The organism is Arsenicibacter rosenii (assembly GCF_001870735.1).
Lineage (GTDB): Bacteria > Bacteroidota > Bacteroidia > Cytophagales > Spirosomataceae > Arsenicibacter > Arsenicibacter rosenii.
Genome location: NZ_MORL01000003.1, coordinates 424,824 through 448,068, shown reverse-complemented (window position 1 = coordinate 448,068; position 23,245 = coordinate 424,824). Strand labels below are relative to the sequence as shown.

The following is a 23,245-nucleotide window of genomic DNA, read 5'->3' as shown; positions in this document are numbered from 1 at the left end:
AATATTCTTTACGGTATTTGCGGAGAGAATGCTAATTTAGAGACGTGTTGACCCCACTAGCTAAACCCTTTTATATCGTATGTTTTCACGTCGGATTTTCCTCCAGACCTCGCTGATGGGCACGGCGACGGCCTTGTTTTCGCCCAACGTACTGCTGTCGGCAACAGCACCCAAAAAAGAACGCCTGGGCATTGCCCTCGTCGGCCTGGGCTATTACAGCACCGACCTGCTGGCACCGGCCCTGCAACAAACCAAAAACTGCTACCTGGCCGGTATCGTGACCGGTACACCGGCAAAGGCAGAGGCCTGGAAAAAGAAGTTTAACATTCCTGACAAGAACATTTACAACTACGACACCTTCGATCAGATCGCGAATAATCCGGACATCGACGTGGTGTATGTGGTCCTGCCGCCGTCGATGCACAAGGAGTATGTTGTGCGGGCAGCTAATGCCGGAAAACACGTGTGGTGCGAGAAACCAATGGCGATGACGCCTGAAGAGTGTCAGGCCATGATTGATGCCGCCCGTAAAAACAAACGGAAACTGGCCATCGGCTACCGGCTGCACCACGAGCCCAACACGCAGGAATACCGCAAAATTATCCGCGAAAAACAGCTCGGCAATGTGAAAAAAGTAGCCTGCACGGCGGCCTACCGCGATAACCGCACCGACCACTGGAAACAAAAGCGGGAAATGGGTGGGGGCGTGCTCTACGACATGGGCGTGTACGCTATCCAGGGCGCACGGATCGGTACGGGTATGGAACCCATTGCTATCGTGTCGGCAACTACCTCAACCACCCGGCCGGAAATCTACAAAAACGGCCTGGATGAAACGACCACCGCTCAGCTTGAATTTAAGGGCGGGGTGCTGGCCGACATCAAAACCAGCTTCGGCGAAAATTCCAATTTCCTGACCATCAGCTGCGACAAAGGCGATATCAAAATGGAGCCTTATTCGGCCTACGCGGGCGTGAAGGGCAGCAGTCCGCTCGGCATCATCAATCACCCGTACGATCAGCCGGGGCAGCAAATCCGGCAGATGGACGACGACGCCCGTGCCATCATGGACAACAAGCCGATGCTGGTGCCGGGCGAGGAGGGACTGCGCGACATCCGGCTGGTGCGGGCCATCTACGAATCGGCCAGAACCGGAAAGCGGATAAATCTTTAAGACCCCATGCAACGTGGCCGTAAATTCATGCATCTTTACGCAAAACGGTACTAAGAACATGAAAAATTTACAATCTCGTTTCGTCGCATTCGGCCTTGCGCTGACAGTTGCTGCCGGCCTGGCCAGCGCTTCATTTACGAATAAAACTGTGCAGGATGAAGAAACACGCACATTCTCCGTCAACGGCTTCGACCGGCTGGATATGGGCAGTGCTTTTGTTATCCACGTAAAACAGGGTAGCAGCTACAGCGTGAAGGCCACCGGCCGCAAGCAGGATCTGGATGAGCTGGAAGCACAGGTGAAAGGCAAAACGCTCGACATTCACTATGGCTCGAAATGGAACCGCAACCGCAAACGGGTAACGTTTGACATCACGATGCCGTCGCTGCAAGGGATTGATTTCTCAGGAGCGTCAACGTCGGATGTACGGGGCTTCAAAAACCAGGGCAACATGTCAGTTGAGGTTTCCGGTGCGTCGACATCGACCATTGAACTGGATGCTGACAAAATTGAGGTGGATTTTTCAGGAGCGTCAACCGTTAATCTGATTGGGCGTGCCGATCAGATAACAGGCGATATTTCGGGCGCAACTACGGTGAAAGCCTTTGATTTACAGTCGAAAAAGGTGCAGCTGGAAGTATCGGGTGCCAGCGGCGTACGCGTTAATGCCAGCGAGAAACTGAGCATTGATGCCAGCGGAGCCAGCTCGGTACGCTATCGGGGCAGTGCGTCGGTCAGCGCTAACACATCCGGTGCCAGTTCGGTACGTAAGGACGCGTAACACGCCTGCTGTTTACTGATACATGAAGGGGCCTGACTGCAATGCAGTCAGGCCCCTTCGGCTTAGGTGAGTAGCCGGAAAGGCGTATATTTGCAGCCAAATCATCAACTTACGAATGCCGCAGCCTAAATACGCTCACGAGTCGCAGACCATCATGACAGAGATGGTTCTGCCCAATGATACCAATACACTCAATAACCTGATGGGGGGGCGATTGCTCCACTGGATGGACATTGCCGCGGCCATTGCGGCGCAGAAACACTCGAACCGCATTGTTGTTACCGCCTCGGTCGATAACGTGTCGTTTGCCGAACCGATCCGGCTGGGCAACATTGTTACGATGAAAGCACAGGTAACGCGGGCGTTCAACTCCTCGATGGAAGTATTTATTGAAGTTTGGGCCGAAGATATTCCGGCGGGTATCCGGGTGAGCACCAACAGTGCCTATTACACCTTCGTCGCCGTTGACCAGACCGGCCGGCCGATTGAAGTGCCCGCCGTTATTGCTGAAACACCGGAGGAAAAAGACCGGTACGACAGTGCCCTGCGCCGCCGTCAGCTGCGGCTGGTGCTGGCCGGCCGCATGAAGCCGCAGGACGCTACCGAACTCCGTGCCCTGCTCCTGGCCGAGTGATGCTTCTATAGTTATTTATGATTTATGATTATGTACGGGCGACCCCACGTGGTCGCCCTTTTTGCGCTAAGCTTGTAGGGGTTTTAGTCGTGTTTTACCTCACCCCTGCCCCTCCCGAATCGTCGGCCCGGCCTGAAAACAGGAGAAGGGATACGTTTCAGAGCTCTAACGCCCCTCTCCTTATTTCAAGGGGAGGGGTTGGGGTGGGGTACATGGCGTTCGGATCCAGCCAAGTCCTTACTTTTCAAAACCCCTACAAGGTAAGCCCTTTTTATGCAGGATGCTGAACGTTATGGTCGCCCTTTTTTCTGAGAAGGCTAAATCCGCAGCGATTGCCACGTGATCAGCTGCCATTGTTTGCCTTTGCGTTTGTACGCATCTGTATAGCGCAGCTTCAGGTTCATAGGCTGACCGTTGTTAATGGCCTTGATCGTACAAACACCGTTTACCACGGCAATCCTGCCATAAATCCGCACCTTCTGCTCTTCCACATTAATCTGTTCATAGACCATTTTAGCCTCCTTAATAGACTGGATAAACGACTGTTTAGAATCGACCTGACCGCTGGAATGGGTGTAGACCAGGTCATCGGCCAGGACTTTATCGAGTACATTCGGGTCGCGGGTAATCTGGGCGTTAAACCGTTCTTTTTCGGTAGCGATCAGGGCTTTTTCGTCGGCCGACTGGGCATAGAGTAAGTGGAAGCAGACGCTTAATAAGAAAGTAAGGATAAATTTCATGGTTACTGGTTTTAAAACGTTGTTCGGGGTAGTCATCCGGCAACAGGTTGCCCCGGATGGGTAAGTTACTCAACGCAAATTACTACTCGATGACCATTCGCTTTGTCAGTTTTCTTTTTTTATTCGCTTTTTCGGCGACGCACCAGGGCTTTGCACAGATCGATGTTGAACGACAGTACGGCAAGCTGCTGGACAATGTGCAACGAAAAGGGGTATTCACCGATTCGAAGACGTTCCCGGATTGTACGCCCCGTTTTCCAATCACTACTATTTTATCGAACTACGAACAAAAAAGCCGGCAGCGTGATTTCGACCTGAAAGCGTTTGTCGACCAGCATTTTATAGTACCCGTCCTGCCGTCGGTACCACTGACCCGCGACCCTGAGGCCTCGGTGCAGAAATCGCTGGAGGAGCAATGGAAACTGCTGGTGCGGCAACCGGTTTCGTCAAAACAGCAAACTACCCTGATCCCGTTACCGAAGCCGTATATGGCTCTGGAGGCTTCGGGGCAGGATATGGGCTACTGGCAAAGCTTTTTTACCATGCTGGGCTTACAGGCATCGGGTGTTACGCAGGTGGCTATGCTGCGGAACATGGTAGATAATTTCAGCTATCTGATTAATCGCTATGGCTACATACCGGCCGGTAACCGTACGTACTACCTGAGCCGTTCGCAGCCGCCGGTTTATGCGCTGATGGTGAGTTTGCTGAGCGAAATTCAGGGCCGCCGGTCGCTGATTAACTACCTGCCGTATCTGCAGAAAGAGTACGATTACTGGATGGCGGGTAAGGAAAAGCTGGCACAGAACGGCCAGGCCGAACGGCGGGTGGTCCGGCTGTCGTCGACGATCTACCTGAACCGGTACTACGATGACCGGGATACACCACGGCCGGAAGCCTACAAAGAGGATATTGCCGTGGCTGGTCAGCGGCCGGGCCTGTTCAAAAAAGGGCGGCCTGAAACGGAGATCTACCGCGATATCCGGGCGGCGGCCGAATCGGGCTGGGAGGGCAGCAGCCGCTGGCTGAAAGATGGCAAGACCCCGCGTACGATTCAGACAACAACGATTATTCCGGTCGATTTAAACAGTCTGTTGTTTCATCTGGAAGTCACGCTTTCGGATGCCTACCGGCTGAAAGGCAATAAGAAACAGGCCCAACAGTACCTGGAACTGGCCCGTCAGCGCTATAATGCCATTCAGCGGTATTGCTGGAATCCGCGCCGGGCATTTTTCTGCGATTATGACCTGATCACCCAGAAATCGACGCCTGTCAATTCATTAGCGGCCGTGTATCCGCTGGCGTTCCGGGCCGCAACCCGTGAGCAGGCGCAGCAGGTAGCTGCCTTGCTGAAACGCGATTTTCTGAAGCCGGGCGGACTGGTGACGAGCCTGACCGTTTCGGGTCAGCCGTGGGATGCGCCCTATGCCCGGGCCGGACTACAATGGCTGGCCATCCGGGGGCTCCGGCAATACGGCGAAAGCACCCTGGCCGACCAGATCAAACTCAACTGGGTTTCGGACAACCTCCGCGTATTTAAGGCAAACGGCTACCTGCTGTCGACCAACAACCTTGTTTCTCAGTTAAATAAACCGGTTAATACGGTGCCCTACGGCCCGTCCAATGGTGTATTGTTGTGGATGCTGAAGAATAACTGACACATCGCACGTAGATAAACAGTAATTTGGCACCCGGAAAATAGATTATCGGAACAGGCATGCCTTTCAAAAACATACAAATCAGATTCCAGACGGCAAGATCGCTGCCCGCGCCCTATGCCAATTTTTATACCCTAACCGCCCGTCCCGCGTTCAAGGATTTTCTGCAGGTCGATTTTGCTATTACCTATCCTGACCGTGAAGATATTGACGAAGATGAGCTGATTGCTGAAGGCTTTTCGCCCGATGATGATTTCAGCTGGTCGGGGCGGTTGCCGCTTCTCTGGCAGAAAGCTGTTACCGACCTGGTGGATGCAACCAAACTGGCTCCGTTCGATGAAGACGTGCTGGATGAAGATGACGATTTCTGGGAGATAACCATTGAGCGGCCGGATGGCCAAACGCAGAAAGGGATGCCGGAGAATGTCGGCGACTGGCAGTATCTGGCCCAGGAGCTGATTCAGGCGACCTATGAGTCGGCCAAAAAAGAGTTACCGTTTGAGCTTACGTTCATTGACCGCCGGCGCGAAGGCGAAACAGAACTCCGGCTGACGGCTCTGTTTGCCGAACGGACCGTGAAAGCACAGTCGGTACAAAACAAGCGTTCACGTACCCATACGCTGTCGTGGGCAGAGCTGCAAGGTCTCATGAGTGAAATTTATGCGGTTGAGTTTGATCCGGACGAGGCCGTTTACCAGAAACCCCGGCAGGATGGGGCCTGGCTGAATCTGGGTGGAGAGGAGTGGTATTCGCTGCGCCCCTTTCCGGAACTGATTAAGCTATTGAGTGCGCTGGTATAGGTGAGTGACAATAAAGCGGTTCCAGAACGTTTTTTCACGGCGCAGGATAAAGCCCATATCCTGTTTCAGCAGTTTTGGCCAATCGGGCAGTTTCCACGGTCTGACGTTGGCCATGATCTTGAAAAACACATACATGGTGGTACTTAAACCTTGTTGCCACCACGTAGTGGGAGGGGTAAAGTCGGTGATGATGCAGAAGCCGTGCGGGACAAGGGCGTGGTAGATGCGGGGTAAAAAAGTATCCCTCAGTAATGGTGTCGGGAACAGGTCTACCACAAACGGGATCAGAATAACATCGAAACGTTCGTGTATGTCCAGGTCCGCTTCTGTCCCATGCTGAAAGTACACCCTGCCGGCCAGCGGATGTTGCCAGACACGGTCGCGGGCGATGCCCAGCATCTTGCGCGATGCTTCCAGGTAAACCACCCGGCGCGGTGAATGGCTCCGTAAGAGTTCATCAAGCAGCCAGCCGGTGCCTCCACCTATAAGCAGGATGGAGGCATCGGCCGGAAGCTGATACAATAAAGCGGTCTGTGCCTGTCTGAGGGTATTTCCAAACACAAGGCTTGCCAGCCGGTCATATACAGGCGCGACTCGATCAAATGTCATACGGGAAATCAGCGGATCATGGGTTGGGCGTGCCCATAGGTGAGCGAGCGCCAGAGCCATTCGAACGGGCCGTAGCGGAATCGGGACAGCCACCAGCGGCTAAACAAAATTTGCAGGATAAAGATCGGGAAAGCCAGTAATGCTGCCTGCCAGGCATCAATTTCACCCAGCAGCCCAAGGCCGTACCCCATGAAAATCAGGGTGCCGAATACCGTTTGCAGGATATAACTCGTCAGCGCCATTTTACCCACAGAAGCCAGTATGGTAACCATACGCTGCGACCAGACCCGCTGAAAGACCAGGGTCAATCCGGCAATGTAAAAGACGGTCAGCGCTGCACTTTGCGTATCCATTAAAAACCAGAACGTTAGCTCTGCCCATTTAGGCGGCTGCTGAACTGATCCAAAGAGAACCATCAGCAGAATGCCGACCGCTGTCAGCCCTGACACGCCGAAGCCGGTCAGTCTGGTAAGTTTCCGGAAATAAGGCAGTTCGCCGGGCAATTGCTGAAAAAGACGCCGGCGGCCGGCATAAAGGCCAAGCAGAAAAAAGCCGAGCGTCACGTAAATACGGCCGCTGCTGAACTGGAACTCCATTTTGGTTTTAAACCCCCGGTAGTTCGACTGCATCACCTCCCAATAACTACCTTCGGTCAGTTCTTTATACAACGTGTTGGCTTCATTGTCTGGCTGGTTTGTCGCTTTTTGCGCTGTTTTAGCCGGAGCCGGTTGGGGCCGGAAAAAGTCATAGACGTTCATGAGCCGGATCGGGGTATTCAGCACCAGCAGCAGACCGACAGTCAACACCACTTTTTGCGACGCCTGGCTAAACAGGAGCATAAAGAAACCAAGCATGGCATAAATGCTCAGGATATCGCCCCGCCATTGCAGGTGATGTAAAAAACCGATGACACCCAGAATCACCAGCCGCCAGGCAAAGCGAAGGTAAAACGAACGGCTGGAACCGACGTTTCGCGTCAGCATCAGGGCAAAGCTTAGCCCGAACAGAAAGGAAAAAAATGTATAGAATTTACCGCTGAAAAAGATGCCGATAATCATCTGCACAATATTGTTGGCAATACCCTGACTGTGCGTCTGAAAAACAAAAGAAGGTAATGGCCCCGCCGAAAACCATTCAGCCGCATGTACCAGAAGAATACCGAAAAGCGCAAAACCACGGAGAGCATCAACGGTTTCAATACGGACTTTGGGGATGCTCAGCGAGGGAATACTCCCAACGGGGGAAGGGGAAGTAAGTGTTTCTGCCATATATCATTATGTATTGTTGTTGTTACTTGCAATATGGCAGACAATTCGCGCATTTACGCTAATTCGTTGTTTTAATTATGATTTTTTAGGAAAAGGTAAATGATTAACCACGGAGTACACGGAGGAAGGCAGAGCGTTTCACAAAGGTAATCTTCATCGGTTTTGTGTAGCTCTGTGAAAATGCGGTGAAGCTCCATGGTTAATCATAGAACCGCTACGCAGCATCAACCAGTTCGTCGTGGAAGGTTTCGTCTTCGGATGGGGTACTGTTCAGAACAATGGCTTGCGAAGGCGTTGGTTCAGCAGGCCCGACTGGTTTAAAATGGCCTTTAGGCAGCCATTTGGCCAGAATAGCCGTATACACTAAGGCCAACGTAGCCGCGACAGATGCAACGGATTCGTGCTTGTCGCGCTGGCGGGTGGCGATACCGGCAAATGCTGCCACAAACGGGATCATATAGACCGGGTCGTTTAGTTTACGGGCAACGGCATAGCCAAGGGCACCGGTTGCGGCCAGAATACCGGTTGCAATCGGTACGTCGCGTTCTTCGTTTGGTGTCCACCAGCCGAGTTCAAGGAATATATTCGGCGTACCGGCAACGGTAGCAGCTGTTAACCAGCCCGCATACAGACTGACTGGCCACCGCAGGTATTTTTCCGGGCCTTCTACGTCTGTCCGGCCGATTTCCATACTGTTGTGCAGTGCAAGTCCGGCCGGTAAATTCAGTTGTGTGATAACGTTAGACGCTACTATGCTTTCTGATTTCGGGTCAGAGAAGAAGCGTCCGAACAAGGTATTACAGGTGTAGCTGAGGAGGAGCCAGGGCATCGACCGCTTGAAACGGGGATTGTTAAGTTGCTCCGGCAACGCCTGATAGACACTTAAGGCCGTTGTGCCGGCATAAATAGTCGGCCAGATTGCGCCAAATACCCAGCCATCGGGTACGAGGAGGTTTTTCTCAAAAACTTCCTCGTACTCGGGCAGGACATTATCGTTAAATTTAGCTTGTTCTTTTTTGCGTTGCCCCGCTTTTGCCCCGGAGCGGCTGGTATAGATGATACTTCCCAGCACAAAGGCGGCTGTGGCTATCCGCCAGATGGATGTTCGTTGCATGAGACTAGTCGTTTCGTTGAGCTGATTTAGTTTTGCTTACTAAAGCAACTGGTAAAAACGATAGTTGTTTCTGCAACTAATCTTCCGGAACTATTACTTAATGACGACGCGGAGGTCAATTTTAGGCTTGCTGATCCCCGGTTTGGCGACAGACGTTGTATCGCCCGGCTTTCTCGGGGGAACACCGGTACCACGGCCAACAGCATCAATCCGGACATAATCAATCCCTGCCATAATGAGTTGCTGTTTAATCTGATTAACCCGGCGGAACGAAAGGCTTTTGTTGGTCAATGCGCCTTTTGCATCATTGGCATACCCCAGCAACTGAATCTGGGCGGAAGGGTAGGCTTTCATGATGGCAATCAGTTCATTAATAGTTGATTCAGATCCGGTTGCCAGTGAAAGTGAGCCGGGCTGAAACGTGATGCCTGCCAGCGGGAATGAGCGTCCTTTGGGCGCCGTTGCGTCACTCAGATAGGTTTTCAACTGGGCAGACAGTGTACCGCCGCCTGTTACCGGCGCAGCGGGTGTGACCGGTGCGGGGGCTGGCGTCGCTGTTTTACCGGCTACCGCCGTTGTTGCTGCCGTAGCCGGGGTAATGCGTTGGGATGTATCCACGGGTACATCCAGCGAGCGGGCTACGGTATCCGTCGGGCTGGTACTGCCCCTGGTCGAGTCAGTAGGGTCAACAACCTGTGATGCTTCTGTTTCCGTTGACGTACTTTTCGAGTTCTGATAAACAAAATAACCACCAATGCCCAGAAGAGCGGCGATTAAGACACCGACGGCGATCTTACCAACCGGACTATCATTGCCATCCCCGCTACGGTCGTTATCGAAAACCTGGGAGATAGGATTTGGCGCCGGAGCCACTTTAATAGGAGCCGGTGTTTCCTGAATTCGTTTCGCCGGGGCGGCAACCCCTGCCACAATCTGCTGAATGCTAAGCTTTTCGATTAACTGAGGCAGCAGTATCTCCGGCGTTTTCTGTACAAAATTTTCCCGCTGGTCAAACAGAAAGACAGCCAGCCGGTCGGCATCCATTTTCTGTTCCTTAACCTGCTTACCCAATACATCCAGCACCATGGTTGATGTAATACCAAGCAAGGAGATGGCTGAAGAATTCCGGATACCGGCGTATGAAGAAATCATACTGGCAATTGAACTTTTCAGAGCAGGTAGCAAGTGGCTGATCGCATCATTACCGTTCTGGATGAATGCATTAATCTGAGACGGATCTTTTAGCGTACTGACCAGGTTGTCAGACAGGCTTCCGATTTGATTATGCTTCTGTAGGTAATTATATAGTTGATTTACACCAATTTCTGATGTAGTACGTTTCATTAGGCCACCGAAGACCGTGTAAACCAACCCATGAATAGCCTTTTGCGTTTTTTCAGTAGGTTCGTCTACGTACAAGGCTATCTTGTTGGTAGCATCGGTTGTAAATATTCCGTTAATGACGGCAAAAAAATCCATATAGAGCGAGCAAATGATTGGTTGATTCAGGTCTTATCCCACAATTTCTGGTGCTCACAACCCGTAAAACCCGAATCCGTTTAAAATTAGCCAAACTTTATGGCCTATTGCAACTAAATTAACCGCAAAAATAAAACTTTATCGTTTACTAATTCGCTCTAAGGCATCAAGATACTCAACTTCTACCGCACGAAGGCGGTTTTGACAAAAAGCAATCAGGTCTGTAGCCAGCCGGATACGGTCCGGTAGCTCGTCGAGCGGAACGGCTTCGGTTTCAACCTCTTCGACAATTGCCTGTAACTGATTGTAGGCTTCCTGATAAGTCATCACTGCTGGAGTTTTATATGCTTGATGGAATAGTCGACTGAATTTCTATTTTATCAACTGGTTTTCCCGGACCGTGGCTTGTACTGTTTCATCAGCCAGACGGATCTGGATAGTGTCATTTGGATGCAGATGTCCCGCTTTAGTAACGATTTTTCCGTTTTTAATCAGCAGGGCATATCCCCGTTTCAATACGTTTGCCGGATCAAGGTGCCGGATAATGACGGTTTTTTCGGTTAATTCCGTTTGGCGGTTTCTGATAAAGCCAAATAACGCGTAACGGAGCCGGTCAATGTCTGTTTTCAGCGTGTCTGACGCCGACTGCATGGTCTGTCGGGAGGCATTAATCAGGCGGTCCCGTAAATACAGGCATTTTTCTTCAAACTGCCGGTTATGCTCAATCAGAAAGGCAGCCGCTTTGGTGGGCGTTTTAACGCTTGCATGACACAGCAGGTCGGTAATGCTTATATTCCGTTCATGGCCGATTCCTGCCAGGACCGGAATCGGGAAACCGGCAACGGTTTCGCCCATAAGGTAGGTGTCGAAAGAGCCGAAGTCAAGCTGTGAACCGCCACCGCGAACGATCACAACGGCGTCGTAATCAGCGGCTTTTTCGCGGATGCGGGCCAATTGGGCGGCAATGGCTTTTTCGGCGCCCTGCCCCTGAATCTGACTCAGGTACTCATCCACCTCAATCTGATACCCAAAGGCATTGTTGGCCAGCTCGTGCCGGAAATCGCGGAGACCGTCTGAGCCTGGTGCCGAAATAAGGGCAATGCGTTGCCAGACCGTGGGTTGCGGCAAGACCTGGTTGGCAGTAAAATACTGGCCATCCTGCTGCCATACCAGTTCCGGATGGTCCTTTACCAGCGCATCCAGAATCGCCTGCCGTTCCCGTTCAAGATTGCCCAGCGTATAGGAATGATCAATCTGCTGAATATCAAGGCGCAGGCCGTAAACGGCGTTATAACTGACAGCTACGCGCAGGAGCAGCTGGATATTCCGGGCGAAAGCAACGCCGGTTGCCTGTTCAAACGCCCGGATCAGGTGGTACTGGCGGCGCCAGATCGTAGCGTCGAGCCTGGCGAGGGTTTCCCGTTTGCCGCCCGTATCCCGTTCGACCAGGGTCAGGAAGCAGTACTGCCGGTCGGGGTAATTTTTAATGTCACTGGTTTCGGCAATCACCCAAACGGTTCGTCCGGTAAATGCCTCATCCAGCACTGCTTCAATCGTAAACGCTAAATCGGAAAGCCGGATGGGAGACATGAGGCATTGAGTAATTTAGTGAATGAGTGATTGAGCGAAAAAACAGCCTGCTGCCACTCAATCGCTCAATCACTCATTCACAATTATTAAAGTCCCTCGAACTGCCGCAGGAAGCGGACGTCGTTTTCGGTGTAGAGGCGTAAATCGTTGACAACATATTTGAGCTGGGTGATCCGTTCAATCCCCATACCAAAGGCAAATCCTGTATATTCCTCAGGATCAATACCACAATTGGCTAATACCTGGGGATCAACCATGCCGGAACCGGCGATTTCAACCCAGCCGGAATGTTTACAGATGTTACAGCCGACCCCTTTACAGATCTGGCACGAAATATCAATTTCGGCGCTTGGTTCCGTAAACGGGAAGAACGATGGCCGGTAACGTACCTTCGTGTCTTTGCCGAACATCTCCTTCGCAAAATGGTACAGCGTGTCTTTCAGGTCCTTAAACCCGACATTACGGTCAATGTAAAGGCCTTCTACCTGGTGAAACATACAGTGTGCACGGGCCGAAATGGTTTCATTCCGGTATACCCGGCCTGGCATAATCGACCGGATAGGCGGCTTTTTATGTTCCATCAGCCGGATCTGTACGTTTGATGTATGCGTACGCAACAGCATGTCGGTATCCGACCCTTCCCCTTTCTTTTCGATGAAAAACGTATCCTGCATATCGCGCGCAGGGTGATTATCGGGGAAGTTCAGGGCACCGAAGTTATACCAGTCTGATTCAATCTCCGGTCCGTCGGATACATCGAAGCCAATGCGTTCGAAGATCTGGATAATGCGCTGGCGTACCAGCGAAAGCGGGTGCTGGGTTCCCGTCAGATTCGGGAATGTCGGCAGCGTCAGATCCTGTGCAGGGCCCTGAGCATCATTGCCCTGGTGTTCAAGGGCTTCTGAAAATGCCTGGAATCGTTCCTGTGCCTTATTCTTTAATGCGTTAAGCTCCTGGCCTACAGCCCGCCGATCTTCCTGAGCGACTGTCTTCAGCCCTTCGAAAAGCTCGGTTACTACGCCTTTCCGGCTAATGAATCTGAGCCGGAACTGCTCCAGCTGCTCTTTATTACTGACCACAAACTGGTCTATGTCCTGATGTATTTCTTTAACCTTATCCAGCATACCGGTCTTATCGCCAATAGTTGCCACAAAGATACGGAAACTTTACTGAGGATGGGATATTGGGGAGAATTGGGGTGAAAATTACACACATTGGTGAAATTACTCAACATAACGCCACACTCATAAAAGCAGGGAAAAAAGCATGAATGCCAAATAAAATAACATAACACGCTGAAATTAAACGTATACCATATACGATATGGAAATAATTGTCAGAAAAAGCGTATACGGATTGCTTTTTGTACAATACAAATCAATGTTGCCGAATGAGATATATCAGCAACTTACTCAACGTTCATTTTAAATTTTCTCGAAGTTAGAAAACTGTCTTTTCAACCATTCTATCTCAAAACGCTATGAACTCGATGACAGCAGAATCTTTCCTGGATGCAGTGTCAATGCCATTTCCAAAAAGTGTGGAAAAAAACACAAATGCTTCCTGCACACAAAAATTACTCATCCCGTTCTATGACCGCAAACGTACTGTTTCGGTTGATGAAATAGTTCGGCTGGAAGGTTGTGGTAACTATACCAATTTCTTTTTGAAAGACGGTACGCGTATGCTTGTTTCTCGTACGCTGAAAGAATATGAGACATTGCTGGATGGGCAAGCTTTTGTCCGGGTACATAAGTCGTGTATCGTAAACCTGAATTTTGTCCGCAAATTTTATGTAAAAAAGGAAGGGGAGCTGGAGCTTACGGATGGTCAGCAGGTGAAAATCTCACGTCGCCGCGCACAGGTATTCGTTGACCGGATGCGTCAGCAACCGGTTGCCGTTAGCTAAATACCCTGTACTTTGCGTAAAACCGCTTTTGGGATCTGCGTAAAGTTGCTTATGCCTCACTACGTATTTCTACGCAGTTCGAAGAGGAGATATACGGGAAAATAACAGATATTTTTTTTGTTAATCGCCTGATTGTTAGATGGTTGCCTTTGTTTAGGCGCCTCCCGACAATCAGGCGTTTTTTTTTGCCACTCCTGTAAAAGGTAACTTTGTCATGTCAATAATCTCAACGCAAATACAAACGCAAACCTCTAGCAGTAATGGACGCTCTGACAAATCCCCAGCCCTCAGGACTTATTCCGAATTTCCCTGCAACACCGCCGCGTGGCATGCAGCGAATTGCTCTACCTTATCTTAATCGTACGATTACTATCGCGGTTGAAGACATTACTTGCCTGCAAGGGGAAGGAAACTACACGTTTGTATTTACGCGGGATAAAAAACGGTATCTTATCTCTAAAACGCTGAAAGAATTCGAGCGGAATCTGGATGGTGCTCTGTTTTTACGTGTCCATAAATCATTTATGATCAATCTGGCTTATGTTGTAAAAACACGCTTTACAACGGACCGGACCATCCAACTGACTGATGGCCACGATATCACTGTTTCGCGGCGCCGGATCAAAGAAATCAGTCAACGCTTAAGCGCTTATCAGCGAGAAGCTTATAACTAATTTTTTTTCTGTATTCGAAATCTGAACAGCCCTCAAAAACGAATATTTAGTGGGTTAATTATATAGAAACAAATAACCGTTGCCCTTTCCGTTCAGGATGTCGGGCAACGGTTTATTTTTTTAGATGCTGGATGCTGGATGCTTGATACTGGATGGTTCTGGATGAGTTGATTATAGTGCTGGTGGTTGCTGATTGTTTTCTGGTTCAGGACGCTGGATGTTGCGGTGCTAATAAGCGGTGTTAATCGGAGTATAACTAACCAGTATCTAATACAAAAACTGGCGGCACGACTTTAAGTCGTGCCGCCACTACATCCAGACCATCCAGTAACTAAATTTAAAAAATCCGGTATGCGAGTGTAATCTGCCATGAGTTCAGCTTTTGCGAAAACTGCGCTGAGCTGCCGGTAGGCCCGAGGTCGATAGCGGCAATGTCGGAAATACTGCCCTCGCGACGCACGTCAAGACCCAGACGACCCAGATCGAGGCCCACACCCAACTGATAACCGTAGTACGCTTTTGCCCAGGCATCATTGAGACTGCCGGCTGTATATTGTTTCAGGGCATCGCGCAGATTCTGGTTGTCGCCGACTTTGAAGGAGACAACCGGACCGGCTACTACACGGAGCGGACCACCTTTAAGCCCTAACAGGATCGGCACGTCAAAGCTGGTTGTGGTTACGTTGATGGTTTGCGTACCTTCCGGACGCACAATGTCAAACTGCCCTGACTTTGTCGAATACAACAATTCTGGCTGGATATACAGGTTTTTACCGAAGCGGGTATAAATCCCGAACGAAGTACCCGTACGGCTGTCCAGACTCTGCCGGATGTTGTCCCTGATTACCTGTCCGTTGACACTAACTGCCGGTGACCCGTTTGCATTTAGCCGGGTTGTAACAAATTCACCAAATCGAAGCTGCGATAAATTGACACCCCCTTTGATGCCAATCTGAAAGCCACCCTGTGCAAAGGAAACGGCAGGTAAAATCGCTATTAATACCAAAAGAAGGCTCTTCTTCATGTTTTTTCTGTTGTTTCGTCTATGACTGTTGACTTAACGTTTACCCCCATTCTCTGGTCTGCAAAACCAACTTATTTTGAGTAAACGGTGTTTTTCAATTACCGGTAGATTTGGGTTAGGTGGCCAGCAAAACCCGAAAGGCGCCTGTTGGATACAGGTTGCCGGATAAGGTTTAACAGGTCACGAAAAAAATGTATTTACCCCGTTACCGGTAACTAATCACTTGATAATGGCTAAAATTAAAACCACGTATTTCTGCCAGCAGTGCGGGCATCAGTCGCCCAAATGGCTTGGCCGCTGCCCGTCCTGTGGCGAATGGAACACATTTGTCGAAGAACTCGTCCAGAAAGATGAGCCGGAAAAGGGCAACTGGCGGGCATCGACCGGTATCACCAAAACGGCGGCTAAACCCAAAGCCATTCATGCCATTAACTATGAGGAACAACCCCGCACCCTGACCACCGACGGTGAACTGAACCGGGTACTGGGCGGCGGCATTGTTCCCGGCTCGCTGGTGCTGATTGGCGGGGAGCCCGGAATCGGTAAATCAACACTGTTGCTACAGATCGCCCTGAGTCTGAAGGATCAGCGGGTGTTGTATGTGTCGGGCGAGGAAAGTGAGATGCAGATTAAAATGCGTGCCGAGCGGTTGCCATCCGTTCCGGCCAGCGATTGCCACATCATGACCGAAACGTCGACGCAGAATATATTCCGCGTTATCGAGCACTTTGAGCCGGAAGTACTGATTATCGACTCGATTCAAACCATGCACTCGTCGCTGGTGGAGTCGGGGGCAGGGAGTGTGTCGCAGGTGCGGGAGTGTACGGCCGAGTTTATGAAATACGCTAAAGACAGCGGGGTGCCGGTGTTTATGATCGGGCATATTACCAAAGAAGGGTCTCTGGCAGGGCCTAAGGTGCTGGAACACATGGTAGATACGGTCCTGACATTTGAAGGAGACCGGCATACGACCTACCGTATCCTGCGAACAACCAAAAACCGGTTCGGCAGTACGTCTGAACTGGGTATTTACGAAATGCTGGGATCGGGGCTGCGCCAGGTGACTAACCCGTCCGAAATTCTGATTTCGCAGCGGGAGGAAGCCCTGAGCGGTATTGCCATTGGCTCGATGATGGAAGGCAACCGGCCACTGATGATCGAGATTCAGTCGCTGGTCAGTATTGCCAACTACGGGACGCCACAGCGGAGCAGTACGGGATTCGACAATAAGCGGCTGCAGATGCTGCTGGCCGTTCTGGAAAAGCGGGGTGGGTTCCGGCTTGGGCAGCAGGACGTGTTTCTGAACGTAGCCGGTGGGCTGAAGGTCGAAGATCCGGCGATTGATCTGGCAGTTTGTGCGGCCATTGTGTCGAGCTACGAAGACGTGGCCATTCCGGCTTCGGCTGCGTTTGCGGCTGAAGTTGGGCTGGGTGGTGAGATCAGGGCTGTCAACCGGATTGAGTCGCGGATATCAGAAGCCGAAAAGCTGGGCTTCAAACAGATTTTTGTGTCGAAATATAACCTGAAGGGGATCGACGTGAAGAATTATAAAATTGCGGTCCGGCCCGTGACGCGGCTGGACGAAGTGTTTCAGGCGGTGCTGATGTAGTTTTTTCGCCACGAAGACACCATGACGTGAAGAAGCACTAAGAAAGATTTTACGTTTCTTCGTGTTCTACGTCTTCGTGGCAACTGTTTCTTTGTGCTGCTTAGTTACTTTTAGCCTTTGTGGTAGTATAAAAACGGGTATACACCCACACACTCCCGAAAGCAGCCAGCGTACCGATACCGGCTCCGGCCAGTACGTCGAGCGGGTAGTGAGCCCCTACATAAATGCGGCTATAGGAGACCAGTATTGCCCAGACGTATAAATACGCCACCCATGGAGAGCGATGTCGCAGCAGGAGCGTCAGTACCGTTGCCATGGCAAACGTGTTGGCCGCGTGCGACGAGGCAAAGCCATACTGACCGCCGCAAGGCAAGACCGGATGAATGAGTGGTTGCAGGGCTTCGACGTGGCAGGGGCGAAGCCGGAGTGTGAGCGGTTTTAAAACGGAAGACGTAATCTGATCGCCAAGGGCCACGGCGGCCGCAATGGTCAGGAGCATCCAGCCCCCTTGTGTCCGGAATTGCCGGATAAGCCAGCCCGCCAGCAACAGATAAAACGGTATCCACGTATTCCGTTCGGTAAACCAGACCATGACAGGGTCAAGCCAACCGGCATAATGGCGGTTTAAAAACAGAAAAAGATCGGTATCAAATCGGAGCAGCGCGTCAATCATGGTAGCGCAAAGGTAAACAAGGCAAGTGAAAAGACGGGTTTAACGGGCCAATCGGCTATCCAGCCAGCCGGTCATGTAGTTGAAGACCGTTTGCTGTTCCGGCTCATTATGAATTTCGTGATACAGCCCGTCCCAGGTTTTGACCGTCAGTAATGCCTTATTCCCGTTTTCATAAAGGGCTTTTGAGCCGGCTACACCGGCAATTTTGTCGGCTGTGCCGTGCATGATCAGCGTCGGTACCTGTATACCGGCGGCATGGCTGATGGCATATTGCTGCGCTTCGTAGGCTCCGAAAAACCAGCCGGGCGTAATGACGCTATGATTCAGGGGATCGGCTTTGTAGGCGGCCACTACGGCCGGGTCGCGCGAAACAGCCGACACGTCGAGTTTCGACGAAACCTGGATAGACGGCAGGATGTTGCGCATTGTTTTGGCCAGCCAGATCTCAAATTTCGGCAAGGCATAAGGTACGTTCAGCCACGCTCCCTGTACAATCGCGCCCTGGATAGCCGGCTGGCGACGAATCAGAAAGTTGGCCAGGATGTTGCCGCCCATCGAATGCCCGAACAAAAAAACGGGCCGTTCGGGGTATTCGGTCCGGGTAAAATCAAGGAGGGCCTGTACGCTGTCGAGCAACGTTTCATACTGATCAACATGGCCGCGTTTGCCTTTCGTCTGGCCATGTCCGGGCAGGTCGTAAGCCGTTACGGCGTAGCCATGCTGGTTGAGGAACGCGGCCATATGGGCATACCGTCCGGAGTGCTCCCCGAATCCATGCACAATACCGACAACTGCCTTAGGATTATCAATTGGCCAGTGCCGGGCAAACAGATGAGTCTGGTGAAAAGGGAGAAACATATTTTAAAGAGCGAAAGAGTGAAAGAGTGGCCGCTTACGCGGCAAAAGAGCGAATTTTTAACACTATGACCATGAATACCGGAAAAAAAGCCTGATTGATTGTTTTTTACAGCAAAACGTTCGCTCTTTCACTCTTTATTTCTTTCACTCTTTAATTAGTTGTATCCCAGAACGGTCCGGACGCGCTGGATGGTGTGAGCAGCGATGGCCCGGGCTTTTTCTTCACCAGCCCGTAGCTCGTGTTCGAGGGCGTCCGGGTTTTCGTTGTAGTAGTAGTTAAACTGCTCACGCTCGGTGGCAAACCGGGTAATGATCAGCTCATACAGTTCTTTTTTCGCATGGCCATAGCCGTAGCCACCGGCCAGGTATTTCTGCCGCATGGCCTCGGTTTGGTCGGGCGTGGCGATCAGGGCGTATAGCTGAAACGTAATGTCGGTGTCCGGGTTTTTGGGCTCTTCCAGCGGTGTTGAATCCGACAGAATCTTTTTGATGACTTTGTACAGGTCGTTGGCCGGCTGGAAAATGTCGATGTAGTTGCCGTATGACTTGCTCATTTTCTGGCCGTCGATGCCGGGAATGGTCATAATCCGCTCATCAATTCTGGCCTCAGGCACCACAAAAACCTCCTGATTGTAGTGGTTATTGAAGGCGCTGGCAATGTCGCGGGTAATTTCCAGGTGCTGACGTTGGTCTTTGCCGACCGGCACCAGATTGGCATTATACAACAGGATGTCGGCCGCCTGCAGAACCGGATAGGTAAACAGGCCGGTGTTCACGGCGGAGGTAGAACGCTCGGCCTTATCCTTGAACGATGTCGCGTTTTGTAACATCGGCATCGGCGTAAAACAGTTGAGATACCAGGCCAGCTCGGTATGCTCCGGTACCCGCGATTGCCGCCAGAAGGTAGTACGAACGGTATCGAGACCAAACGCCAGCCAGGTAGCCGCAATGGCCCGTGTAAACTCCCGGCGGGTTTCGCCGTCGCGGAGGGTTGTTAAAGAATGCAGATCGGCAATGAACAGAAACGAATCGTTGCCTTCCTGACGGGATAATTCAATTGCCGGTACAATGGCCCCCAGAAGATTACCCAGATGGGGACGACCGCTACTTTGAATACCTGTTAATATGCGTGCCATGTAACGAAAATGAAATGATTAATGGATAATGTAAAATGAATAATGAGGCAGGACTACAGAAAGAGACCATTATTCATTATCCATTCTACATTATTCATTAAAAAAAATTATTTGCCTTGCGCCTCAACAACAGCGATGGCGACCATGTTGACGATTTCGCGTTCTGACGATCCCAGCTGCAATACGTGAACCGGCTTGCGCAGACCGAGCAGAATTGGCCCGATGGCATCGAAACCGGCCGCTTCCGACATCAGGTTGTAGGCGATGTTCGACGCCGACAGGTTCGGGAAAATCAGCGTATTAGCACCTTCTTCGACCAGTTTGCTGAACGGATGGTTCTGGCGTAGCAGTTCGGTGTTGAACGCTAAGTGGGCCTGAATTTCACCGTCGACAATCATGTCCGGATGCTTTTTGTGCAACAGGTCAACGGCCTTGTTCATCTTCTCGGCGTCGTCTCCTTTGGCCGACCCAAAGTTTGAGTAGGTAACGAGTGCGATGCGCGGCTTGATGTTAAAGCGTTCAACGGCGCGGGCAGTCATTTCCGTGATTTCGACGATTTCTTCCGCCGTCGGGTTAAAGTTAACCGTCGTGTCGGAGAAGAACAGCGGGCCGCGTTTTGTCAGCATGATGTACATACCGGCCACTTTCTGAACACCGGGTTCCTTGCCGATCACCTGCAGGGCCGGCCGGATGGTGTCCGGATAGTTGCGGGTCAGACCGGAGATCAGCGCATCGGCTTCGCCGGTTTCGACCATCATTGCCCCGAAGTAGTTGCGGTAGTACATCAGTTTGCGGGCTTCGCGGGCACTGACACCTTTCCGCTGCCGCTTCTGATAGAATCCGTCCGCGAATTTGTTAATCAGCTCTTCCTGCTCAGGGGCCCGCGGATCGATGATCGGTGTATCGCCCAGGTCGAGGTTATTTTGTACGATCAGGTCGCGGATCAGTTCCTGCTCACCCAGCAGAATCGGATAGGCAATCCCTTCATCGCGGACCTGCTGGGCCGCTTTCAGTACTTTCAGGTTTTCGGCGTCGGCAAATACCACCCGCTTCGGATTGGTTTTGGCCTTGTTGATGATTACCCGCGAAATCCGGTTATCCTGACCGAGGCGGCGGGCCAGCTGGCCTTCGTACGCTTCCCAATCGGTAATCGGGTTTTTGGCCACTCCGGATTCCATAGCGGCTTTCGCCACGGCCGGTGCCACGGTCTGCAACAGGCGCGGATCAACCGGTTTCGGAATGATGTAGGTCCGGCTGAACATCAGGTTGTCGGTACCATACGCCATATTTACGAGGTCGGGAACGGATTTTTTGGCCAGTTCGGCAAGCGCACGAACAGCAGCCAGTTTCATCGGCTCGTTGATCTCGGTGGCGCGGACGTCGAGGGCACCACGGAAAATGTACGGGAAGCCCAGTACGTTGTTGACCTGGTTCGGATAGTCCGAACGGCCGGTCGCCATGATGATGTCAGGGCGCGCTTCAATGGCTTCTTCGTAGCTGATTTCAGGCGTCGGGTTGGCCATCGCAAACACAATCGGGTTGTCGGCCATGGTCTTCACCATTGCCTGACTGACGGTGTTCCCTTTCGACAGACCAATGAAGACGTCGGCACCCACAAAGGCTTCTTCCAGCGTATGCAGGTCGCGTGAGGTCGCGAAAATGCTCTTGCGTTCGTCGAGGTCGGTACGGTCAGCGCGGATCACGCCTTTACTGTCGCACATCACCACGTTTTCAACGTTGGCACCAAGGGCAACATACAGTTTTGAGCACGAAATGGCCGATGCACCTGCCCCGTTCACGACAATCTTAACTTCTTCGATTTTCTTCCCGACCAGTTCGAGAGCGTTCAGCAGGGCCGCACCGGAAATGATGGCGGTACCGTGCTGATCATCGTGCATGATCGGAATGTTCAGTTCTTTTTTCAGGCGTTCTTCGATCTCAAAGCACTCAGGGGCTTTGATGTCTTCGAGGTTAACGCCGCCAAACGTAGGTTCCAGAATCTTAACGGTTCTGACAAACTCGTCTACGTTTTTAGTATTCAGTTCAATGTCAAATACGTCGATGTCGGCGTAAATCTTGAAGAGCAGGCCTTTCCCCTCCATAACCGGCTTACCGGCTTCGGGGCCAATATCGCCCAGACCAAGCACAGCCGTACCGTTCGAAATAACGGCGACCAGGTTGCCTTTGGCGGTATATTTATAAACGTCTTCCAGGTTGTCGGCAATGGCAAGACAAGGTTCGGCTACGCCTGGTGAATACGCCAGCGACAAATCCCGCTGGGTATTATACTCTTTGGTAGGAACGACCTCCAGTTTGCCCGGACGGCCTTTTGCGTGATATTCGAGCGCGTCTTCGCGCCGGATTTTCTTCTGCATGGGCACTTAATCAAGGATGGTTTCGTAGCGCGAAGGTACAGAAAAACTAATTGCCCGAAGCGGATTGATTTATCCGGAGAAGGATTTGTCGCATTTGATGACGGTCAATCCAGACCCAACACGTCCAGGCAATTAGCAGGCCGGCAACGGCGCCCAACACCCAGAGAACCGGCCGCGTATGGGTGTCGGCGTGAGGGGGCGTATTTGCCGTTAGCGCCAAACGGGAATCGTTTATGGCAGCCTCAATCCGGAAGACGTTAATTTGAGTAAAGTCGTCGAACTTATCGCCAAATGAAAGGGCATCGGTGCCGGTCAGCTTTCTGGCAAAATCCTGCTCCATGATCGTCAGCTGAACGGTCTGTCCGGTGCGGAGTTGATCCGGTAACGACAATACCTCATCGCCGAATTCTTTTTTTGTGGCCCGAAACGAAAATTGCGGATATTCGTTCAGCCGGAATGCTGCGCCCAACGGCCGGCCTTTGCCCGATTTTATGATCCGGACTTCATCGATTGTTGCCTGTAGCCGGTGTGTCTTGTGGCTTGGCGTTGCCGGGGTGTAGGCGGCATAGCCCAGCCACACCAGTCCGGCAATAAACGCGACATAGCCCAGCACGAAGCCACGTAACAGCCGTGTTTCGCCTCTGTTGAGACCCTGCCGGAAAGGGACCGGTTTCCCGTATTGCGTCAGGCGTTCTTTCAGATCGGCATATCCGGTGAAGTGAGTCTCCAGGATGCTGAACCATTCCGTTTGGGTATAAATCGTCAGCTGCTTTTTCTCAGGGGCCCATTTACTGCCGGCGGCCTGTTCGTTGTAGCCCAGAATATCGTCGAACCGGATGCGGGTGCGCTGACCAAACCCTTTCCGGATCAGCAGATCGTCGCCGGATACCGTGACAGAGACCGTTATAAACACCGGATAAAGAACAAGGCTTGCCAGCAAAGGCAGGAAAAAACCAAGCGGCTTTATAGCAGGCAACAGATTCGGAAACGGATGTGCCGAGAGCGGCATTAAGAACAGCACTACGATCCCGGCAACCGTCAGTAAAAGCAGATAGGTAAACAGATAGCCCGTACGCTTCATGTGATACGTGCGGGGTGGTACGGATAACGCGATCATATGCATGATTGGTCTGGTTTCCC

Annotated in this window: 22 protein-coding genes; 8 read left to right on the top strand and 14 right to left on the bottom strand. The window is 51.6% G+C overall.

The features are described 5' to 3' along the window. Positions 1–79 precede the first annotated feature (79 nt). The 3 genes from BLX24_RS08735 (at position 80) to BLX24_RS08725 (ending at position 2,589) form a co-directional block, all read left to right on the top strand. Positions 80–1,174, top strand: a complete 1,095-nt coding sequence (locus tag BLX24_RS08735; RefSeq protein WP_071502715.1) for a Gfo/Idh/MocA family protein — start codon at positions 80–82, stop codon at positions 1,172–1,174. A 58-nt stretch (positions 1,175–1,232) separates the two neighbouring features. Further along, a complete protein-coding gene (locus BLX24_RS08730) occupies positions 1,233–1,955 on the top strand; it encodes a head GIN domain-containing protein (protein ID WP_071502714.1) in 723 nt (240 codons plus the stop codon). Between the two features lie 115 nt (positions 1,956–2,070). Continuing rightward, positions 2,071–2,589, top strand: a complete 519-nt coding sequence (locus BLX24_RS08725) for an acyl-CoA thioesterase (protein ID WP_071502713.1) — start codon at positions 2,071–2,073, stop codon at positions 2,587–2,589. Positions 2,590–2,906: 317 nt separating this feature from the next. On the opposite strand, the gene BLX24_RS08720 is transcribed toward BLX24_RS08725, so the two are convergent. Continuing rightward, positions 2,907–3,329 (bottom strand): nuclear transport factor 2 family protein, encoded by a 423-nt coding sequence (locus BLX24_RS08720; RefSeq protein WP_071502811.1) that lies wholly within the window; start codon positions 3,327–3,329, stop codon positions 2,907–2,909. An 89-nt stretch (positions 3,330–3,418) separates the two neighbouring features. Between BLX24_RS08720 and BLX24_RS08715 the strand changes: the two genes are divergently transcribed. Beyond that, on the top strand, positions 3,419–4,987 hold the full coding sequence (locus BLX24_RS08715) for a trehalase family glycosidase (protein ID WP_083421881.1): 1,569 nt from the start codon (positions 3,419–3,421) through the stop codon (positions 4,985–4,987). Positions 4,988–5,046: 59 nt separating this feature from the next. Then, positions 5,047–5,787, top strand: coding sequence for a hypothetical protein (locus BLX24_RS08710; RefSeq protein ID WP_071502712.1), 741 nt, complete (start codon positions 5,047–5,049; stop codon positions 5,785–5,787). On the opposite strand, the gene BLX24_RS08705 is transcribed toward BLX24_RS08710, so the two are convergent. From BLX24_RS08705 to pheS, 7 genes are all read right to left on the bottom strand, one after another. Then, entirely contained in the window at positions 5,767–6,396 is a 630-nt protein-coding gene (locus BLX24_RS08705; RefSeq protein WP_071502711.1) for a class I SAM-dependent methyltransferase, read from the bottom strand. The two genes, BLX24_RS08710 and BLX24_RS08705, sit on opposite strands and share 21 nt — an antisense overlap. Positions 6,397–6,404: 8 nt before the next feature. Further along, positions 6,405–7,664 (bottom strand): DUF418 domain-containing protein, encoded by a 1,260-nt coding sequence (locus BLX24_RS08700; protein WP_071502710.1) that lies wholly within the window; start codon positions 7,662–7,664, stop codon positions 6,405–6,407. 214 nt (positions 7,665–7,878) lie between these two features. Next, entirely contained in the window at positions 7,879–8,778 is a 900-nt protein-coding gene (locus tag BLX24_RS08695; RefSeq protein WP_071502709.1) for a TspO-related membrane protein, read from the bottom strand. A gap of 93 nt (positions 8,779–8,871) precedes the next feature. Then, a complete protein-coding gene (locus BLX24_RS08690; protein ID WP_071502708.1) occupies positions 8,872–10,257 on the bottom strand; it encodes a DUF937 domain-containing protein in 1,386 nt (461 codons plus the stop codon). Positions 10,258–10,395: 138 nt separating this feature from the next. After that, a complete protein-coding gene (gene xseB / locus BLX24_RS08685) occupies positions 10,396–10,584 on the bottom strand; it encodes an exodeoxyribonuclease VII small subunit (protein WP_071502707.1) in 189 nt (62 codons plus the stop codon). A gap of 45 nt (positions 10,585–10,629) precedes the next feature. Then, positions 10,630–11,847: an exodeoxyribonuclease VII large subunit gene (locus tag BLX24_RS08680; protein WP_071502706.1), complete on the bottom strand. Its 1,218-nt coding sequence runs from the start codon at positions 11,845–11,847 to the stop codon at positions 10,630–10,632. 86 nt (positions 11,848–11,933) lie between these two features. Next, positions 11,934–12,971, bottom strand: a complete 1,038-nt coding sequence (gene pheS, locus BLX24_RS08675) for a phenylalanine--tRNA ligase subunit alpha (RefSeq protein ID WP_071502705.1) — start codon at positions 12,969–12,971, stop codon at positions 11,934–11,936. 356 nt (positions 12,972–13,327) lie between these two features. On the opposite strand from pheS, the gene BLX24_RS08670 reads away from it, so the two are divergent. Both BLX24_RS08670 and BLX24_RS08665 read left to right on the top strand, forming a co-directional pair. Further along, positions 13,328–13,756, top strand: a complete 429-nt coding sequence (locus BLX24_RS08670; protein ID WP_071502704.1) for a LytR/AlgR family response regulator transcription factor — start codon at positions 13,328–13,330, stop codon at positions 13,754–13,756. 260 nt (positions 13,757–14,016) lie between these two features. Next, positions 14,017–14,430, top strand: a complete 414-nt coding sequence (locus BLX24_RS08665) for a LytR/AlgR family response regulator transcription factor (RefSeq protein ID WP_071502703.1) — start codon at positions 14,017–14,019, stop codon at positions 14,428–14,430. A gap of 337 nt (positions 14,431–14,767) precedes the next feature. On the opposite strand, the gene BLX24_RS08660 is transcribed toward BLX24_RS08665, so the two are convergent. After that, positions 14,768–15,454 (bottom strand): porin family protein, encoded by a 687-nt coding sequence (locus BLX24_RS08660; RefSeq protein ID WP_071502702.1) that lies wholly within the window; start codon positions 15,452–15,454, stop codon positions 14,768–14,770. Between the two features lie 229 nt (positions 15,455–15,683). Between BLX24_RS08660 and radA the strand changes: the two genes are divergently transcribed. Continuing rightward, positions 15,684–17,063, top strand: a complete 1,380-nt coding sequence (gene radA, locus BLX24_RS08655) for a DNA repair protein RadA (RefSeq protein WP_071502701.1) — start codon at positions 15,684–15,686, stop codon at positions 17,061–17,063. 100 nt (positions 17,064–17,163) lie between these two features. On the opposite strand, the gene BLX24_RS08650 is transcribed toward radA, so the two are convergent. From BLX24_RS08650 to BLX24_RS08630, 5 genes are all read right to left on the bottom strand, one after another. After that, positions 17,164–17,736: a phosphatase PAP2 family protein gene (locus BLX24_RS08650; RefSeq protein WP_071502700.1), complete on the bottom strand. Its 573-nt coding sequence runs from the start codon at positions 17,734–17,736 to the stop codon at positions 17,164–17,166. Between the two features lie 39 nt (positions 17,737–17,775). Next, a complete protein-coding gene (locus tag BLX24_RS08645; RefSeq protein WP_071502699.1) occupies positions 17,776–18,594 on the bottom strand; it encodes an alpha/beta hydrolase in 819 nt (272 codons plus the stop codon). 155 nt (positions 18,595–18,749) lie between these two features. Then, a complete protein-coding gene (trpS, locus tag BLX24_RS08640) occupies positions 18,750–19,730 on the bottom strand; it encodes a tryptophan--tRNA ligase (RefSeq protein WP_071502698.1) in 981 nt (326 codons plus the stop codon). 107 nt (positions 19,731–19,837) lie between these two features. Next, positions 19,838–22,105 carry an NADP-dependent malic enzyme gene (locus BLX24_RS08635; RefSeq protein ID WP_071502697.1) on the bottom strand — a complete coding sequence of 756 codons (2,268 nt, stop codon included), beginning with the start codon at positions 22,103–22,105 and terminating at the stop codon, positions 19,838–19,840. A gap of 46 nt (positions 22,106–22,151) precedes the next feature. Beyond that, positions 22,152–23,222 carry a hypothetical protein gene (locus tag BLX24_RS08630; RefSeq protein ID WP_143092615.1) on the bottom strand — a complete coding sequence of 357 codons (1,071 nt, stop codon included), beginning with the start codon at positions 23,220–23,222 and terminating at the stop codon, positions 22,152–22,154. Positions 23,223–23,245: the final 23 nt, after the last annotated feature.

Bases quoted from the DNA above. Each gene is read 5' to 3' on its own strand.
- BLX24_RS08680 (WP_071502706.1), bottom strand. From the start codon at position 11,847: ATGTCTCCCATCCGGCTTTCCGATTTAGCGTTTACGATTGAAGCAGTG.
- BLX24_RS08715 (WP_083421881.1), top strand. From the start codon at position 3,419: ATGACCATTCGCTTTGTCAGTTTTCTTTTTTTATTCGCTTTTTCGGCG.
- BLX24_RS08670 (WP_071502704.1), top strand. From the start codon at position 13,328: ATGAACTCGATGACAGCAGAATCTTTCCTGGATGCAGTGTCAATGCCA.
- BLX24_RS08735 (WP_071502715.1), top strand. From the start codon at position 80: ATGTTTTCACGTCGGATTTTCCTCCAGACCTCGCTGATGGGCACGGCG.
- BLX24_RS08695 (WP_071502709.1), bottom strand. From the start codon at position 8,778: ATGCAACGAACATCCATCTGGCGGATAGCCACAGCCGCCTTTGTGCTG.
- BLX24_RS08645 (WP_071502699.1), bottom strand. From the start codon at position 18,594: ATGTTTCTCCCTTTTCACCAGACTCATCTGTTTGCCCGGCACTGGCCA.
- BLX24_RS08660 (WP_071502702.1), bottom strand. From the start codon at position 15,454: ATGAAGAAGAGCCTTCTTTTGGTATTAATAGCGATTTTACCTGCCGTT.
- BLX24_RS08710 (WP_071502712.1), top strand. From the start codon at position 5,047: ATGCCTTTCAAAAACATACAAATCAGATTCCAGACGGCAAGATCGCTG.
- BLX24_RS08730 (WP_071502714.1), top strand. From the start codon at position 1,233: ATGAAAAATTTACAATCTCGTTTCGTCGCATTCGGCCTTGCGCTGACA.
- BLX24_RS08650 (WP_071502700.1), bottom strand. From the start codon at position 17,736: ATGATTGACGCGCTGCTCCGATTTGATACCGATCTTTTTCTGTTTTTA.
- BLX24_RS08635 (WP_071502697.1), bottom strand. From the start codon at position 22,105: ATGCAGAAGAAAATCCGGCGCGAAGACGCGCTCGAATATCACGCAAAA.
- xseB (WP_071502707.1), bottom strand. From the start codon at position 10,584: ATGACTTATCAGGAAGCCTACAATCAGTTACAGGCAATTGTCGAAGAG.
- pheS (WP_071502705.1), bottom strand. From the start codon at position 12,971: ATGCTGGATAAGGTTAAAGAAATACATCAGGACATAGACCAGTTTGTG.
- BLX24_RS08700 (WP_071502710.1), bottom strand. From the start codon at position 7,664: ATGGCAGAAACACTTACTTCCCCTTCCCCCGTTGGGAGTATTCCCTCG.
- BLX24_RS08630 (WP_143092615.1), bottom strand. From the start codon at position 23,222: ATGATCGCGTTATCCGTACCACCCCGCACGTATCACATGAAGCGTACG.
- trpS (WP_071502698.1), bottom strand. From the start codon at position 19,730: ATGGCACGCATATTAACAGGTATTCAAAGTAGCGGTCGTCCCCATCTG.
- radA (WP_071502701.1), top strand. From the start codon at position 15,684: ATGGCTAAAATTAAAACCACGTATTTCTGCCAGCAGTGCGGGCATCAG.
- BLX24_RS08665 (WP_071502703.1), top strand. From the start codon at position 14,017: ATGGACGCTCTGACAAATCCCCAGCCCTCAGGACTTATTCCGAATTTC.
- BLX24_RS08705 (WP_071502711.1), bottom strand. From the start codon at position 6,396: ATGACATTTGATCGAGTCGCGCCTGTATATGACCGGCTGGCAAGCCTT.
- BLX24_RS08725 (WP_071502713.1), top strand. From the start codon at position 2,071: ATGCCGCAGCCTAAATACGCTCACGAGTCGCAGACCATCATGACAGAG.
- BLX24_RS08690 (WP_071502708.1), bottom strand. From the start codon at position 10,257: ATGGATTTTTTTGCCGTCATTAACGGAATATTTACAACCGATGCTACC.
- BLX24_RS08720 (WP_071502811.1), bottom strand. From the start codon at position 3,329: ATGAAATTTATCCTTACTTTCTTATTAAGCGTCTGCTTCCACTTACTC.